Raw genomic sequence first — 16423 nt, forward strand, 5'->3', positions numbered from 1 at the left:
GAGCGTCTACCTCTCGTCGGCGTGATTTCGCGACCTGTTTATTGTGCCCCCCGAGAGGGCGAGGGCTCCTTCGAAAGCTCTCAGAGGTGACTTCCAGTGAGTCAACAACAGCGTCCTGACAACGTCTCGATCGACAAGATCCCGGTCGATATCGACAACACGCAATCAGCGGAGGTCGATTCCGCCGACGTCCCCGACGAAATCGAGTCCATCACCCGTGGGCTCGCCGGTGAGCAGCCGCCGACGAATCCCATAGTGGTTCTCAAGGCGGCCCGGTGGTGGTACATTCACGGCAAGGGCGGCACAGATCCCGCCTTCCAGTGGGCCATCGAGTGGGCGCGTCATCTTGCGACCGACACGCCCAGTGACGTCGAGCGGTTCGACGAGTTCCTCGAGTACCTCGTCTCGGTTGGCTTTGCGGACGAACGCCACGAGCTCCGCTGACCGACAGAGCGGTTTTTTGAACGCCCCTGAGGGGTGCGGCGCGGTCTGAGGAGATGCAGTTGCCGTTAATTCGATTCGGTGATCACGATGTCTACGACCAGTGATTCGTCGGTCTCCTTCGACCAGACCGACACGCGATCGGACGAGATGAACAGTACCATCGAACAGTGGATCGACGACCTCGTCGCCGGCGTCGACGACGCGCAGGCGAGTGAGGAGTTCCAAGAGTGGCTCGACGTCCAGAGTCGCTTCCACGACTACTCCTACCGGAACACGCTCCTCATCAAGCGGCAGTGTCCCGAGGCGAGCCGGGTGGCGGGCTACCGGACGTGGCAGGAGGAGTTCGACCGTCACGTCCAGGAAGGCGAGTCGGCCATCTGGATCTGGGCACCGATCATCACCAAGCAGTGCCCGGAGTGCGAGAACTCGCCGAGCTACCACGAGGACAGTAACTGTGAGTACGACGAGACGTCGCCCGAGGAGTGGTCCGAGGGCCTCGTCGGATTCAAGCCCGCGCCGGTGTTCGATGTCTCCCAGACCGAGGGCGAGCCGCTTCCCGATCTGGACACGGAAGCGACCGGCGACGCCGGCGACCTCGTCGAACAGTTGACTGCCGCCGCTGACGACCTCGGCGTGACGGTGCGAATCGTTCCAGCCGAGGAGTGGACGCACGGCGAGGCGAAGGGCATCTGCGAGCAGATGAGTCTCGTCGATATGCAGCCGCGTGTCGAGGTGCGTGATCGGGAGAACGAGGCCGATCTCGCCCGGACGCTGGTTCACGAGTACGCCCACGCCCTGCTCCACTTCGACGTCGACGACGACACCGAGCGGTCGAAACGCGAAGTCGAGGCCGAAGCCGTCGCGTACGTCGTCGGCCGGTACTGCGGACTCGACACCAGTGGGTCGGCATTCTACCTCGCAGCCTGGGAGTCGGACGATCCCGATGTCGTTCGCGAGCGGCTCGGACGGATCAGTCGGACGGCAGAGGAACTCATCGATTTGCTCAAAGAGCCGCCTGCTCCCTAAATCGGTTAACAAACAAATTGTCCGGATCTCCCCTTTTCGTTGGTTAAGTTTTCTGCGCCCGCAGAGGGACGGAGGCGCATTCTGACCTCCGCGAACCATGACTGACGACTATCTCACAACGGTCCTCGAGGAAGCCGAGCACGTTGCCGAGCAGCACGACCAGGTCGCTCGAACGACAGACAACCAAGCCCACGAGTACCTCCGATACGCCGTTCTTCGGGTGTTCGAAGGCGAGGCGGATCACCTCCCGGCAGACTGGACGCCGATCGACGGCGTGACCGTCGGCTACGGGAGCGACGACGCGATGTTCGATAGCTGGGGCTCCAGCGAAGACTGGTGGGAGAGTGTCCCGCCACAGGAGGCGTGTACCCGTTTTCGGGTGTTCTTCCCGGACGACCACCAGACGGTTCCCCGCGCCATCGTCGACGTGATGGGCGCGCTCGGTGCCTGGCGCGTCTGGACTGGGTGCGCAGCCGCGTGCGGCTCCTACGACCATCGCGAGCGCCGCGAAGTCCACTACCTGTGGCCGGAAGGCCATCCAGTGGAGGAAGTGCTCCACGAGCGGCGCAGTGGCCCTGCGGAAGCCGTCGCTCCCGACGGTGGCCGAACGGGCGACGTTCGCGACCGACTGGTCGTCGACGAGAACGCACAGTCGAAGGATGATCTCGAGCCCCGCACGAAGCGTGCCGTCGCCGAAGCGATGGACGTCTCGCTCCTCTCGAAGGGTGGCCGCTACGAGGTGCAGTCCGCGTCCGGCAACAGGTACGAAGTCGACGTCATCGACGAATCGTGTACCTGTCACGACTGGCAGCAACGTTCACCCGAAGGCGGCTGCAAGCATCTGCGTCGCGTCGATCACGAGATCAAACGGGGCCGCGTTCCCCGTCCAGACGGCCGCCTCCCTTCCCCGTAGTCGTGACCGGACTACTCCACGGGACGGACCGTGTCGCCATCTCGTTGGGCCCGGTCGAACGTTGAGAGATACGCGATCCGGTCGTGAACCTCGTCGGTATCCAGCTCCAGTTCGACGGCCAGTTCGTCGACCGTCATCGGTTCATCGAGTGCCTGGAGGACTTCGAGCCCCCGGTAGTACCTGTTCGTGAGCTCTTGGACGCGGCCCTCGATCGGCGTGGTCACCCCGTATCGCTCCTCGAGTTCAACCAGGGCCTCGTTCGCGAACGTGGCGAACTGATCGTCCCCCAGGCGTTCGATCTGGGCTTCGAGTTCAATCCGGACGACGTCGTAATCGAGGCCGGCCTGCACGAGCATATTCATGTCCTCGATGTCGTCGTCGCGGCCGGCGATCGCCTTGAACAGGAAGATATCCTCGTTGCTGACCAGCCGGACCGTCAGTCGATCCAGGTTGAGGAACGGCTCACTGCGCTCTTGCATCCCGTCGGTGAGCACGAGCTTGTTCGCGACCTGCTGATTGAAAATGTCGAGGCGACACCCATCGTCGTTCTCGACGCAACTCGTCGCCCCCAGCGCCCGATAATCTGGATCTAGCGACTGGACCTCCGCATACCCGAGATCCATCAGGACGGCCCACAGCTTGCCGTACGCGTCGCCATCCGGGACGACCAGGTCGATATCTTTCGTCGCCCCCTTGAGGTCGCGCAGCGACATCGCGCCACCACCGATCAGGTAGACCGTGAGCGGTTCAGATAGGCCGTCTCCGATGCGCTGGAATTCGTTCTCGATGTACTCGCGTCCGAATGTTGGTCTCATTGTGGGAGTGGCACCTCGTAGTCAGCCGCCAGCTCCTGGAACTCATCCCACTCCGGGAGCCGTTCGTCATCAACCTCGCCGTGCGTCTCGAGGTAGCGAAGCAAGGCGTCGATTTCGTCTTCGAGGCCATACTTCGCCGCCTGCGCTCGGAGGTCCGCCTCGTCGACGTCGACGTGGCTGAGGAGAAGGAGACAGTACGAGCGGTGGCGGCTGCCATCGTCGATTACCAGCGTGTGACAGCAGAGCTCCGCCGGCGAGACTGCGTCGAGGTCCTCGGAGTAGCGGTAGTAACGGTGGCCGGTGAGCAGGAACTGGAGGTCGAAGGCCGCGAATCGGGCGAGCCCGGTTTCGTGGAACGCCTCCGCGTCGATCTCCGTGTCGGCCTGGGCGAGGAATTCGTCGTAGTCCTCCCAGAGAATCGTGCCCTTCGGGGCGACGGCTTCGAGGCGGTGACGATGTAGATGGTGTGCGAGTTCCCGGGCGAACTCGTGGAGGCGGTCAAAATCGGCGTTGAAGTCATAGCGGCCGTCGGCCGTCCCGACGAGACCACGGTCGCGAAACCGCTTGAGGACGCGGTTGACCGTGTTGCGGTAGTTGTCGCTCCGGTCGGCGATCTCGGAGACGGTTCGCGGCTGGTCGAGGTAGTACAGCACCTCGAGTGCCTTCCCGGTCAGCAGCTCGGGGAACTCGATGTGGGAGTGCTGGCGGACGAGGTCCCGATAGAGTTCGACGGCGCGGGCATCCGACGGGACGACTCGTTTTCGCCGGCCATCGCGTTCCGTGTAGACAAGCCCTTTCTCGACGAGGTCGCCGACGGCACGAGAGAGGTAGCTCTCGCTGTGGTCGAGTTTCGTCGCGAGTTCGGAGATCGTGTCGCCGCGGTCGACCGTGGCGAGGACCTCGAGTTCGATGCGCCGGAGCACGATGTAACATAGTACGAAACTTGTATATAAAGAAGTTTCGAGTAGTGTTACATCCAGCAGGTGCGAGAACCCTCTCCACCGATTTAACCAACAAAACTATGGATTCCCGGGTCGTGTTGGTTAACACGAGAGTAGCCGATGTCCTACGAACCCCCGACCCCACCGGCGAACCTCCCGACGGAGATCGTCAACACGCTCAACGAGTCAGACCCGGAGCAGCTCCGAGACGTTGCGACGTACGCTGAAGCGCTCGCCGAGCACAAGGAACGGAAAACTCGGCTCGAAGAAGAATCAGACGACGCCGACATCGAGGACCGCCCCGATGATCTCCCGGACGACGTCCCGACGAAGGCGACAATCACGATCAAGGAGATCAATGATAACCGGTATTACTACTGGCAGTGGAGGGAAGGAGACAAAATCAAATCCAAGTATAAGGGGCCAGTCAATCCCGACGAGTAGGAGGGTATCCGGCGAGGTTTCGAAGGGACTACCCCCCGTGTGCGAGATGAATTGGCAGAAGGCATCGAGTCGGCACCCTCCGTGTGCAAGATGAATTGACTCTCATCGACGGACGCCCCGTGTGAGAGATGAATCGAATGATAGATCGCGGTGGACGACACCCCGTGTGCGAAGTGAAATCTTGCGTACCCTTGTCAGACAGTTATAGTAAAATTGACTACTATTCCGTCGGAGCCACACCCCGTGTGCGAAATGAATCCGACGCCGGCGTCGAGGACTCTTCGAGTTAGTTACCCTCGAAGAAATCCTCTATCTGCGCGTTGACAACGGACCGGATCAAATCTTCGTCGTGTTCCACTTCTTCGAGCCGAATATCGGCTTGAAGCGTCTCAGCGACTACTTCTGGGTCGTCGACAAAGGTGTACTCCTTGTGGACACCACTTCCGTAGCCTCGTCCTCGTTTCTCCGATGTGACGAAGTTGTAGGTCTCGGCCTCACTCATATATCGTAGGTAGGAGTCTCGTGACTTCTCGTCGGCATCGAGGAGATCGGTGAGATACTGATATACGCGGTATGCAACCGTGCTAGGAACAGCGTTCAGGTTTCGTTTGGAGTGGACTGGGACGATTGCAGTAGCGTACAGCGAGAGCTTCTTTTGCGTCGAGAGCCCCTGCATCTGAGTTAACGTCCGGTCGCGTTCGGCTTCTTCCTGGGCGTCGCGAACGTGCTCTTCACGAATCGTGTCTTCGCCGGCTCGGTCCGCTATCTCACCGGCTTTCCTGAACAGATCAATTGCCTTGCGCGCATCACCGTGGTCTTGGGCGGCGAACGCGGCACTGAGAGGAATGATGCCGTCCTCTAGAACATCGTCTTGGTATGCATCACGACGTCGCTCGAGAATCGACTGCAACTGGTTCGCGTCGTAGTCGGGGAAGACAACATCCTGCGGATTGAATGAACTCTCGGCCCGGCCGTCCAGATCTTCCATAAACCGGGGATCGTTCGTGAGCGCAGCGACGGAAACGTGCCCCTCGATGCGACCGAGCTGTGACGCTCGCGACAGCTGGTAGAGCAGTTTCGAATACGCCGGCTCATCGTTCGGATCTCGCTGCCGGCCGACTAGAAGATCGACCTCGTCGAGGATGATGATGACCGAGTCGAAATTGTTGCTCAGAATTTCGTAGAATCGATTGAGCTTCTGATCCGTCGAGATACCGCTCTGCGGTATGCCGACATCGACGCCGGCTTCGTGCGCTGCATTTTTCGCCAAGCGATAGACAGCGCGGTCGTGCGATTTGATTGTCTGGCAGTTGATTTTGATGACACCGAACCGGTCCCCTTGTGAGTTCGCGAGTTCGAGAACCTGCTGACAGACTGCGTTAATGATGAGCGATTTCCCAGTGCCCGACGGCCCGTAGAGAAGCATATTGGGCGGTCGGTTTCCTTGCAACGCCGGCCGAAGATAGGTGATGATGTCATCCAGCTGGTCATCGCGACCGACAATCCGGTCCTCGTCGATGACAGCGTCGGGATCGAGCAACCCCTTATCCTGAAAAACAGAATTCTGAACGCCCTCCTGAAGACGGCCTTTGATAGATTGTGAGAGGGATTGTTGATCGTCGCCGTCAGCCATGTTTGCCGATTAGGTCGAGACTATAAATAAATATGGGTACCGTGTGCGAGGTTAAATCAGCTGTATTCAGCCGATAGAGGCAGTTTCAAAGAGGGTGTGCGATTAAGACCACGAACCGCGGGCGAAATCAATTGCTCGAAGAGACCCTCCGTGTGCGAAGTGAAATCAGGTACACGTCGAGGATAGCGACCGCCGTTTCGTCAGAGATAGCAAGCGTCGATGGGCCTACCCCCCGTGTGCGAGATGAAACACTGGACGGAATTATGGGCCGAATGAGATCGACGAGGTCGATGGGAGGTGGAAAACTCACGGTAACCCGCCCCCACACCCCGTGTGCGAGATGAATTTATCGAAGAGGTGTGGCCGGAGTAGCGCTGGCGATCACCCAATATCGGAGAGATAAGCCACGATCAGCCGAGATAACGGAGGAACAGGCCAGAAAACGTTCCGAGCAACTCGTCGAAGAACGCGGTCTTGTCACGAAACATACTGTTTCGTTTCGACCGACATTAGTGCCACTACGGTTCGGGTTGACAGAGTGGCTATGTAAAGGTTTCCCTGAAACATAGCCCTCGTCAGTTGTGCCTTCTCGTCTTCTCTATCCCGTAAAATCAGCCAATACGGCACTTTCGACGCAGCTCTCCGTGATCACCCCCTCCCACCGTTCTTCTGATTTCATATCGCACACGGGGTGTGGGGGTTCACGACTTGTCTTTTCGGTGATTAACCAACGTTCTCCGGCCAATCGGATTTATGTTGGTTAATTTTCCTTCGACTCCGTGAACGCTGTCAGCTCTGGCATCCGTGTCTCCGAGAGCTCCCGACGGAGGTCTGATCGGGTCCAGCCTAACGGTGAGAGAACGCTCTCGACAGCTCTGATGAGTTCCGTCTCGTAGTAGTCCGGATCGTACATCTCGACTTCCTCGTGAGCCAATGCGACCCGCTCTCGCGAGGTCTTCCCATCGTCGACGACCACGTACTCGATGTCCTGTCCCGGATGGACGGCGAGGTTCTGGTCACGAGCGCGCTTCAGCGCCGCCACGTTCTGCGTGTTTTGTGTGTAGCCTTCGAGTGGTTTGGATACACGATTCCGTTCGACGAGCTGCTCAATCGGGACCTGACCAGCGTGTAGCTGGTCGATTGCATCCTGGAGACGTCCGAGCACCGCGTCCGGTGACCGAGTCGCATCGAATCGCTTGAGGCACTCTCGCTGAACTCTTTCGATGAAGAGTGGCGTCGAGCGCTGCCGCGCTTCGATCCCTCTGATCTTGAAGTCGTCGTCGCCGGCGACCTTCCCGAAGTACTTCGTCAGTGCGCCGGCGTCGCTCTCGCGCTGCGGCACAAACGCCACCCAGTCGTAGTGAGCTTCGTGTTCCAGCCGAATCTCGACACGCTCCGTGATCTCCGTCGCGAGCGTCTCGAGGTCCCCGCGGTCCTCGTCGTCGACGTCGGGGTCCGGGGTCACCCAGATGGAGTCGACGATCCCGTGGACGACCCGCCAGCCGCCGGCTTCCAACCGCTGTTTCGCCGTCAACAGAATCTCACGAGCGAACGCGTTGATTGCTTCGTGGCACTCGATGCGGCCGAACTTCGCATTGCTGAACCCCTGATAGCCAAAGCAGGCGACGAGGATCCACTTCAGCGCTCCCGACCGCCCCTCGAGTTCCGCCAGTCGTTCCTCGTCGGGGTCGTCCCGTTCCTTCTCGCGACGGATGGCCGCCTTGATCTCGTCGCGGGCGTCGATGATCGGCTGGAGGACGTCGACGAGGTAGCCCCGGTCGTCGCAGATTGAGTACCCGAGGCCGGGGACGTCGTCGCGGTCGCTGTGACAGCTACACCGGATGACGTCCGGCGAAACGTTCCGGGTACAGATGATGTTGGGATACAACGAGGAGAAGTCGAGTTCGTGGACGTTCTCGTGGAGTCCGACCTCGGGAGCGAAGATGAAGCCGCCACGATCGGCGTCGTGGAGCGTTCCCATCGGCTTGTAGAACTCGTGGCGCCAGGAGTTCCACGGCACGAGGACGCTACGGTCGTGGGCCTCGCAGATCTGGATCGCCGTGAGCACGTTCCCGATCGACGCCCACGCAAGCTCCTGGACGGGCTTTTTCGAGCGCGACACGAGGTCGAGGACGCCGTCGAGGTTCGTCTCCCCGTAGAAGAACGTGTTCGACTCGTCGATGATCGCCCGGCCGGGCACGTTGTACCGCGCCGGGGAGTGACCGACGCGGCCGTAACTCGAGTACGTCGACTGGCTCGCGAGCTGCTGGTAGTCCACATCCGGCCACCGACTTAGCGAGAAGTCGTCGACGCCGGCGGTCGTCGCCATCTCGTACAGGGTCGGGACGATTTCGCTCGTCGAGCAGACCAGGACGTCCGGATCGTGTGCTTCGAGCGCCCCTTGGACGGCGGTCAAGATATCCGTCGACGAGCCGGTGACGGTGTCGCCGGCGACGGACAGCTCCCCATAGACGTCGTTGCTCGTTTCGGTCACCGGGACGCTGAGCCGGAGCGTCGACAGCTCGCTCGCCGGCGTCGGATCGGCGCTGGTCTCCAGACAGTACCGGAACTCTCGCGAGAAGTCGACGTTGAAGCAGGCGAGATCCCCGACTGGATAGGCCGACAGCTGGCGTGCCTGCCGGGCAAGTGGGGTGACGCGGTCGATGTCGCCCACATCGACCGCGAGAACGGCTTCCTCGTCCCGTCGAAAGCCGGGGCGTCGCGCAACCGTCTCGGTCGCGACGACGTCCGGGTGCTGGTCGTACACCGATTGGAGCGTCGTGAGGTCGAGGTCGGCATCAGGGTCGCGAGCGGCGACGTAGAAGCGTGGGGTGTAGTCATCGCGCTCGGTCGCGACGGCGCCGTCGGCGGTTGCCTCCCACTCCAGGACGCGGCCGTCGTCCAGAAAGTCGATACTGAACGGCATCTGTGGCTATTTCGCCTCTGCCATTTGGACGATTGCGTTTCTAATAAGCTGAGGCGTGTCGTTTCCGAGTCTCAACCGAACGGCGCAAAACGCCTCTAATATCCGATCTTGTCTTGTTTTGCGCGTACTCTTTCTTTTCCGGGATGCTTTCCGGGAACACAGCCAAGTATTAACCAACAGATTCGGATGCTGGTGTCATCTGTTGGTTAAACTTCGTATTTGATCGTCGTATATCTGATTTATATGCTATCAGAGCCTTTTGCCGTCATCTCTATCTGCCCAATCATACTTTGGGTATATTCAGACCAAAGACTTATTTGGTATCTGGAGTATGGTATTGGTGTATGAGGCCGAATGTTGATATTCCGTGGTCTATCCATGGGAGAATCAAGGAGCACGCAGAGCAGACCGACCAAACAATCGAGGAAGCGTATATTGAGACCCTTGAGAACGGAGTCCGCGATCTTCCCGAACAGCGGGGAGAAGTCACTCTTCCAAGTCCCGGTTACAACGATTTTGGGCCACGACTTATCCGAACGCAAGGAACAGACTCACCGGATATCAATGACTCAGTGACCTTCCATCCGTTTTTCCACCTCGGAGAGAACTCAATGGAAATCCGAACACGGACGGATGATATGGATGCTGATGAGTTCACAGACCGATTGGCAAGGCTCCACAACGTAGGAAGACTTAGCACGTCTTGGTTCACAGTTCACCAGCTGGGTGGGGCACTCGTCGGTCGGGGGCCTGCTAACCTTGTCACGGCTGTTAGAGAAGCCCACGCCAGGTTCGCTGATGAGGAAATTCCAACGTACAAGAATGGACACCTCATCTATATCGCCAACCTCGCCTACGAAGACGAATACTTACTTATCAGGGCGGAACTTCCCCGATCATCCCGTGACAAACAACTCCTTTCAAATGTCGAACTCCGGTTCATCACAGAAGGCGTTCCCGTGACTGGGGCACTCTATCAACGACTGGCTCGCGCTTTTGGCTTTAATGAACTATTCAATGCCACGGCGTTCGATCTTCCGCGAACCGGATTCAACGCACCAGAAGGTAGCACACCAGTTGTTACCGAACAAATCACCACGGAAGAGGAGAACTACGACGACCCAAGCGTTAACGGGCTTATTATCGAGAATCCATTACAGAATAACGATGATCTCCTTTCTCATCTCAAATCGGAACTTAGCGGACCTGATCGGTCCAAATCAGAAGCAGAACACCATATTGAGGTGTTAGCAAATTACGACGAGTTGTACTGTGATCTCACTCACAACCACGGACTGTCTGAGGACCGGGAGTATGAGTTCAAGGGATTATCCGCGACATACATCAAGCCCCTTTTCAACCGAAACAGTACGTGGAATCTTACAGCCAGTGTTAGCTGGTGATTTCAGTACGAACATCGGTTGTGACGTATTTCTTCAAATACGACGCTCAATGTCTATGAGTAGAAATTCCGACTCTCAATCTAATGATCCAGTCTTATCAAAACTCTGGAATCGTGGAGATATAGCTCTCACTTGATGAGATCGAACGACTGTACCATGAAGTGGGAGTTTAAGTATCGTTATTGCCCTTCCTATTCGTGATCGTCGCAGCGAGACAGCCTCTCGTGGTCCTCTCCGCTCTTTTCGACCGCGGCTTCAAGCTTCTCAAGACGTTCCTCGTGGTCATCTAGGCGGACTTCTTGTTCGAGATCGATGCTGAGCAGCGCCGGCAGTAGCGGGTCCTGGTGGTTCAACAGCCCGCTGGCGTCGGCGTGCTCGCGGGCGTACTCGAACAGCCGGTCGAATCGCGGCTGGTCGCGACGCCGTAGTGCCCGGCGGAACTCTGACCAACGCTCTTCGATGGCCCGAAGCGCATCTCGGTACGTCGGGTTCGTACGCCCCATCGCTATCGGCCTCCTGTCCCGGTCGCAGTCCACGCATCGAGCAAGGGGTCCGCGGTTGCCGCCACCGTCTCACCGTCAGCGGTGACTCCCGTGCCGACACCCCCCGGGGTCGGCGTCGACGACGCCGGCGTCGTCGGTTCCACGCCGACCTGCGTGGCGCGTGCCGCGAGCAGCTGCTGCCAGTACGCGAACGTCGTCTGGTAGTACGCGCCGTCGTCGACGGGGTAGACGAGCGTCTCGAAGTCCTCGCCGACGACCCGTGGCCCCATCCGGGTCTGCTCGCATTCCAGGTGGTGGTCGGCGGCCGTCGCGACCGGCGCCGTGAAGTCGTCGCGCTGCGCCCGGGTGACGAGCACCGGGATGTCGTATCCGTCGGCGTAGGTCGCCAACCGGGCGAGGGTTCGGGCCTGGAGGGTTTTCGCGTGAGTCTCGCCGAGGGTATCGTCGGCGCGGTACTGGGCGTCGACGGCTGGCGCGACGATGAGGGCGGGTGTGTGGGGCGACGTGTCCTCGTCACGACCTGGTGCCCGTCGACCGGCCGCCCCGGCGTCGGTGGTAGACATCTGGATCGACTTGTTCACCGCTGTCGGGAGATCACAGACGGCGCCGTAGTGCTGGTAGGCGGTAAATCCGCGGGCGACGTGGATTCGGTTGAGCAACCGTTGACTGGGCGCGATCTGGGCGAGTGTCGTCGTCGTCGCATGACCATTTGCGTCGACCCAGAAGGCGGGCCCGTCGTGCAGGAGGAGATGGTCGAGTACGAGCGACTGCAGGATCGGGACGCCGCGGCCTCCCTCGACGTCGAGCAGCGTGATGCCGTCGCCGAGTGACGGCAACAACATCTCGTCCGTAGTCGGATCGGCCTGGTCAGCAAGGGACCGATTGCGGTCAGCGCCCCGTGTCGGCTGGTCCACCGCCAATCGGTTCGACGTTGAGTGTTCTCTCATACTCGATTAGTTGTCTACGTTCCCGATAAGCCGCGGCGTGTCGCTTCCGCGTTTCAGGAAACTCGATGTGATCCCCTCCAATCCCGGTACAGTCCCGAGTAGTCTCCGTTTGGATCCTGTTTCCGAGAATAGTTCCTGAATCGAGCGTACTTCGTGTTAACCAACACCCGGCCGTATTGACGGCGGTGTGTTGGTTAAACCTACCCAGCTGCAGTCTCGAGCCTGACTGCTCGGAATGTTAATGCTCAACGCCACGTTGGAAGAGGTGCTCTATGAGCTATCCACGAACCCACGTCGACCACCGAAACCCCGACCACCACGAGTCAATGCACCCAACTCGGAATATCGTGAACGCCCACGTTGTTGCCGGGGAATTCCTGACTTCGCGGTACCACGAGGCGTTTCAAACTGTTCTCCATCCCCTCGGCGAGTCTCTGGACACCAAAGACCAACATGCGCTCAACGACCTTGGTATCGTCCATGCTAATGGTTCCTTGAACGAGCTTTCCCCTATCGTTCGCACATACGTCAAACTCGATGAGTATTGGACACGCACCCATCGTACTGCGCTCAACGAACTATTCGCTGATCGACGTGCTCACGTCCTGAGTTGCTGTACGCGGTTCCTTTCTGAGTTCCCTCGACACACTCTTGAAGCCGAATCCGGCCGTTCCGGAACTGCGCTGGATACTACCCTTGCTCCGCTTCTCGAGTGCGGATTTCTCTCGCACACAGATGATGAGAAAACCCCATACTCTGTTGATGAACACCACGCGCTATATCGACCGACTGAACGGCTCTTCGACGCACTTCTTGACCAAGCAGCTGTTCTCTGTGACCTACTGCCCCCGACCGAGCTCTAACAGCACGATTCAGAGCCGTTCACATTTCCAGATACGTTGAAGACTCTCCCGGTCGGACCCGGATGTATGTGTGGCCGAAACTCGCTCTTCATCGACCAAGCAGACCTCGAGGCCCGCTTCGATGCCGAGGTCGTCGCGGACGGCGGGTACACACCCCGATACAACATCGCACCTGGTGACGACCTCCACATCATCACGAACAGGGCTCAAGACGAGATCGACGCCTACCACTGGGGGCTGATTCCGTTCTGGGCGGATGAACCCGAGGAGGGCATCATCAACGCTCGCTCCGAGACTGCCGACGAGAAACGCGTCTTCGAGCGGGCGTGGGAATCACGTCCCTGCCTCGTCCCCTCGTCAGGGTTCTACGAGTGGAAATCGCCGAACGGCGGGTCGAAGCAGCCCTACCGGATTTACAGAGAGGACGACCCCGCATTCGCGATGGCCGGGCTCTGGGACGTTTGGGAGGGCGACGACGAGACGATCTCGTGCGTCACGATTCTCACGACGGAGCCGAACGACCTGATAAACTCAATCCACGACCGGATGCCGGTCGTCCTCCCGAAGGACGCCGAGTCCGACTGGCTCGCCGCAGACCCGGACACCCGCAAGGAACTGTGCCAACCGTACCCGAAGGACGATCTAAACGCCTACGAGATCTCGACGCGGGTCAACAACCCCGGCAACGACGATACCCAGGTCATCGAGCCGCTGGACCACGAGCAATCGGGCCTCGGCGAGTTCAGTTCCTGATAGCTGACGGGGTCACGGTCACTGCATCGGCGACGCAGCTGCCGAATCGACGAGCGAGTACTCTCGGTCCCGGCTCGTCCCTTCCGCCTCGAGGAGGTTGTACTGCTCCATTTTTGAGAGGTACGTGCGGATAGTCCGCTTCGTCCGCGGATCATCGACGTCCTCGGAATAGCGCTCGTGAATCTCGCTCGGCCCGACCGGGCCGTGCTCGCGAACGATGTCGTAGACGACGCGCTGGTGCGGCGTGAGCGAGTCGAGGCTCTTCTGCTTGATCTGGGCCCGAGCATCCTCGGCGGCGTCCAGGAGAATATCGTCGGTGATGCGCTCGTGGTTCTCGCGATCGGCCTTGCCGGCGGCCGTTCGGAGGATGCCGATTGCGAGGCGGGCGTCGCCGGCGGCCGCGTCGGCGATCCGGTAGAGCTGGTCGTCGGTGATGATGTCCTCATTGAGTCCCCATTTGGCGCGAGCACGCAGAATGTCGTACAGCTGCTCGTCGTGGTACTTGTCCATTCGGACGTGCTCGCTGGAGCGCAGGCGGCTCACGAGGCGGTCGTCGACGCGGCTGAACAGCTCCTCTTCCTTGTTCGCGATGCAGATGATCGCGAACTGCGGGAGGCTGTGGAGGTCGTAGATGACGCTGGGGTCCTCCAGCTGGTCGACCTCGTCGAGAATGACGACCGTTCGCGGGCCGTCGTGATGCTGGAGGCGATCGACGAGTTCGTCGTGGGGCGTCGACTGCCGGTGGATGTCGATGGTCGCGCCGAGGTCGTCGAGGACCTGGTAGAGCGTCCGGAATCGGGTGTAGTTGCGCCAGCAGTTAACGTAGGTCGTCTCGACGTCGAGGACCTCTTCTCGAAGTCGTTCCGTGACGAACTTCGAGATGCACGTCTTGCCGGCGCCGCTGGGTCCAGTGACGATGGCCGTGTCGGCGGGTTCACCGTTCGTGATGGGCTCGAGAACGCTAGAGAGATGGTTGACTTCGGCGTCGCGATGCTCAACTTCCCGAGGGACGAACCCGGCGCGGAGAACGCGAGCATCGCGGATCATCTGTTACTGTTCGACCTTTTTCCCGTCTAGTCATAAAAGCGTGACCGGGTTGTTTCCGGAAAGGCCTACATTATCCCTGCTTGATCGCTGTTTTGATAGTTTCTAAGAGCGCTTAGGCTCATTAACAGGTCTCTCCATAGGGATGTTCTCGGAAAGAGGCATTCCTAGATAATCAGCGTTCACAACTCGTCTGATCTACGGGTTGTGAGGGTCCTCGATAATCTTTGGTTCGAACGTACTAACGCAGAAATATGAGTCCATTCTGGTGATATCGTTCTGTTTTTCATGCGCCTGATTGGGTGAGGCGCAAGTTGCCTCAGGCAAACGATGAAAGGTCCAATATCAGTACCAGACTCTGTATCGGATCTCAAACTAACCCGGGAGCGAAGCCGAAACGAGATCAACGATTTCCTCGAGTCGGATATGGTAGACCACAAATTGGGAGGTATCCCTGGATGGAAGGCTGCGTTCGGAGCTCGTCATAAATCTAATCTAATTGCAGTCTGTGTTCTCGGTCGTCCAGTAGCCCGAATGGTCGACGAAGACAAAGAAATCTCAATTACACGGTACGGATCGCGACCCGAAAGGCCATCAAACACTGGTTCTTGGCTAATCGCTCGCGCCCGAAAGTGGGCGTTCTTAGAGGGCTATCAACGGATTTCTGCTCACGCTGGAGTAGCAGGTAACAAGGGGACGATTTATTCTGCGGCAGGTTTCAAACTAGTTCGGGAAGAGAAAGCTCAAGGGGATAGTTGGCAGTCGCGCGAAGGCCGGTCCTCAGTTGATGATTTTGTTCGTCGCAAGTGGATTTATCGATTGCGTGATTGAATTGTGATATAATCCGATTTGCTTTGTATGCAGTAGATGAGGTATAAGACGACCTAATTCGCACTTTACTACTTAGTTTGGTTCTGGCTCTTCACCCGTGACGGTTTGTCCGTCTGTACACCGGTGAAGGTACGAACATTGGCTACATTTCTGGACTGTTGGATTTGTCTTGTAGGATTCGATGTCCCCCATACTCGTCCAGAAGGCCCTATCATTCGTAATCCGTTCTCGGATCTGTCTCATGTCTTCCGTGGTCGGCACCATTCGGTCGAACTCCCCACTTCCAGTATGGGCTAATTGGACCCGAATCCGACTGAGTTCGGGTTCATACGCTTCGTGAGCATAGAGTGCATATGCTTGCATCTGTATTGTAGGGTTACTAAACCGGTCATACGCGCCTGTCTTCCAGTCAGTAACGACAAAGTCTCCCTCTGGGTTTCGCGTACAGAGATCTGGCTGGACGGTGACGGGTTCTTCGGAGACTTCGAACGTTTGGCGCGTTTCGTGGGCGATATACTGGTGGTCCTCAAGGTGGGGCCAAATCACCCGGAAGAACTGCCTGATGTGATTACGGGCTGTACGAACTAATGACCGCGTGAAGGAATCACTATCGAAGGATTCCCCATCCGTAATGTCAATCCGATCAGCAATCGTCTCAGAATTCGCTTCGACATACCTCTCAAGTTCGTCTTTCGCATATTCAGTTGCAGTCTGAAGATGGATGTTCTCACCCCGAGCCCATCGTGCAACCTGCCCCGCGAGAGATTCGTGTACGATAGTTCCCAGATAGGCCCCTGGCGACGGTGTATACTCACTATAGTCCTCGGTAGACTCGATCTGTTGGTATCGATAAAAGAACCGCCGGGGGCACTCTTCGAACAGCTGTGCTGCCGACGCCGACCAGTTTACGTGTGCAAACTGTTCTGACCCATCCATT

At 58.6% G+C, this 16423-nt stretch carries 16 protein-coding genes; 8 read left to right on the forward strand and 8 right to left on the reverse strand.

Annotation, left to right across the window (positions count from 1 at the left end):
• Positions 1 to 96: 96 nt before the first annotated feature.
• The 3 genes from NBT67_RS17850 to NBT67_RS17860 all read left to right on the forward strand — a co-directional run bounded on the left by NBT67_RS17850 (position 97) and on the right by NBT67_RS17860 (position 2383).
• Positions 97 to 444, forward strand: a complete 348-nt coding sequence (locus NBT67_RS17850) for a DUF8013 domain-containing protein (protein WP_251344684.1) — start codon at positions 97 to 99, stop codon at positions 442 to 444.
• Positions 445 to 531: 87 nt separating this feature from the next.
• Positions 532 to 1470, forward strand: coding sequence for an ArdC-like ssDNA-binding domain-containing protein (locus tag NBT67_RS17855; RefSeq protein WP_251344685.1), 939 nt, complete (start codon positions 532 to 534; stop codon positions 1468 to 1470).
• Between the two features lie 97 nt (positions 1471 to 1567).
• Positions 1568 to 2383: a hypothetical protein gene (locus NBT67_RS17860; RefSeq protein WP_251344686.1), complete on the forward strand. Its 816-nt coding sequence runs from the start codon at positions 1568 to 1570 to the stop codon at positions 2381 to 2383.
• An 11-nt stretch (positions 2384 to 2394) separates the two neighbouring features.
• On the opposite strand, the gene NBT67_RS17865 is transcribed toward NBT67_RS17860, so the two are convergent.
• Together NBT67_RS17865 and NBT67_RS17870 are read right to left on the reverse strand one after the other, a co-directional pair.
• The gene (locus NBT67_RS17865) at positions 2395 to 3198 is read right to left on the reverse strand and encodes a DUF6036 family nucleotidyltransferase (RefSeq protein ID WP_251344687.1); all 804 of its coding nucleotides are present in this window, start codon (positions 3196 to 3198) and stop codon (positions 2395 to 2397) included.
• Positions 3195 to 4121 (reverse strand): helix-turn-helix transcriptional regulator, encoded by a 927-nt coding sequence (locus tag NBT67_RS17870; RefSeq protein ID WP_251344688.1) that lies wholly within the window; start codon positions 4119 to 4121, stop codon positions 3195 to 3197. Before NBT67_RS17870 ends, NBT67_RS17865 begins: the two co-directional genes overlap by 4 nt.
• Positions 4122 to 4259: 138 nt before the next feature.
• Between NBT67_RS17870 and NBT67_RS17875 the strand changes: the two genes are divergently transcribed.
• A complete protein-coding gene (locus tag NBT67_RS17875; protein ID WP_251344689.1) occupies positions 4260 to 4583 on the forward strand; it encodes a DUF6788 family protein in 324 nt (107 codons plus the stop codon).
• Positions 4584 to 4869: 286 nt separating this feature from the next.
• On the opposite strand, the gene NBT67_RS17880 is transcribed toward NBT67_RS17875, so the two are convergent.
• The gene (locus NBT67_RS17880) at positions 4870 to 6216 is read right to left on the reverse strand and encodes a Cdc6/Cdc18 family protein (RefSeq protein ID WP_170084373.1); all 1347 of its coding nucleotides are present in this window, start codon (positions 6214 to 6216) and stop codon (positions 4870 to 4872) included.
• A gap of 760 nt (positions 6217 to 6976) precedes the next feature.
• Entirely contained in the window at positions 6977 to 9142 is a 2166-nt protein-coding gene (locus NBT67_RS17885) for a type B DNA-directed DNA polymerase (protein ID WP_251344690.1), read from the reverse strand.
• Positions 9143 to 9486: 344 nt separating this feature from the next.
• Here NBT67_RS17885 and NBT67_RS17890 point away from each other — a divergent pair, with 344 nt between their 5' ends.
• Positions 9487 to 10545 carry a hypothetical protein gene (locus NBT67_RS17890; protein ID WP_251344691.1) on the forward strand — a complete coding sequence of 353 codons (1059 nt, stop codon included), beginning with the start codon at positions 9487 to 9489 and terminating at the stop codon, positions 10543 to 10545.
• 191 nt (positions 10546 to 10736) lie between these two features.
• On the opposite strand, the gene NBT67_RS17895 is transcribed toward NBT67_RS17890, so the two are convergent.
• Positions 10737 to 11048 carry a DUF8156 family protein gene (locus NBT67_RS17895; RefSeq protein ID WP_251344738.1) on the reverse strand — a complete coding sequence of 104 codons (312 nt, stop codon included), beginning with the start codon at positions 11046 to 11048 and terminating at the stop codon, positions 10737 to 10739.
• Positions 11049 to 11050: 2 nt separating this feature from the next.
• Entirely contained in the window at positions 11051 to 11995 is a 945-nt protein-coding gene (locus NBT67_RS17900) for a hypothetical protein (RefSeq protein WP_251344692.1), read from the reverse strand.
• A 272-nt stretch (positions 11996 to 12267) separates the two neighbouring features.
• Between NBT67_RS17900 and NBT67_RS17905 the strand changes: the two genes are divergently transcribed.
• Positions 12268 to 12858, forward strand: coding sequence for a hypothetical protein (locus tag NBT67_RS17905; protein ID WP_251344693.1), 591 nt, complete (start codon positions 12268 to 12270; stop codon positions 12856 to 12858).
• A 66-nt stretch (positions 12859 to 12924) separates the two neighbouring features.
• Complete coding sequence (locus NBT67_RS17910) at positions 12925 to 13611, forward strand: SOS response-associated peptidase (protein ID WP_251344694.1); 687 nt, start codon at positions 12925 to 12927, stop codon at positions 13609 to 13611.
• An 18-nt stretch (positions 13612 to 13629) separates the two neighbouring features.
• Here NBT67_RS17910 and NBT67_RS17915 read toward each other — a convergent pair whose 3' ends face one another.
• Positions 13630 to 14658: a Cdc6/Cdc18 family protein gene (locus NBT67_RS17915; RefSeq protein WP_251344695.1), complete on the reverse strand. Its 1029-nt coding sequence runs from the start codon at positions 14656 to 14658 to the stop codon at positions 13630 to 13632.
• Between the two features lie 423 nt (positions 14659 to 15081).
• Here NBT67_RS17915 and NBT67_RS18240 point away from each other — a divergent pair, with 423 nt between their 5' ends.
• Positions 15082 to 15486: an XF1762 family protein gene (locus NBT67_RS18240; protein WP_425498956.1), complete on the forward strand. Its 405-nt coding sequence runs from the start codon at positions 15082 to 15084 to the stop codon at positions 15484 to 15486.
• A gap of 72 nt (positions 15487 to 15558) precedes the next feature.
• On the opposite strand, the gene NBT67_RS18245 is transcribed toward NBT67_RS18240, so the two are convergent.
• On the reverse strand, positions 15559 to 16422 hold the full coding sequence (locus NBT67_RS18245; protein WP_425498957.1) for a RecB family exonuclease: 864 nt from the start codon (positions 16420 to 16422) through the stop codon (positions 15559 to 15561).
• Between the last annotated feature and the right edge of the window lies 1 nt (position 16423).

Source organism: Haloplanus sp. GDY1, assembly GCF_023703775.1.
Classification (GTDB): Archaea; Halobacteriota; Halobacteria; order Halobacteriales; family Haloferacaceae; genus Haloplanus; species Haloplanus halophilus.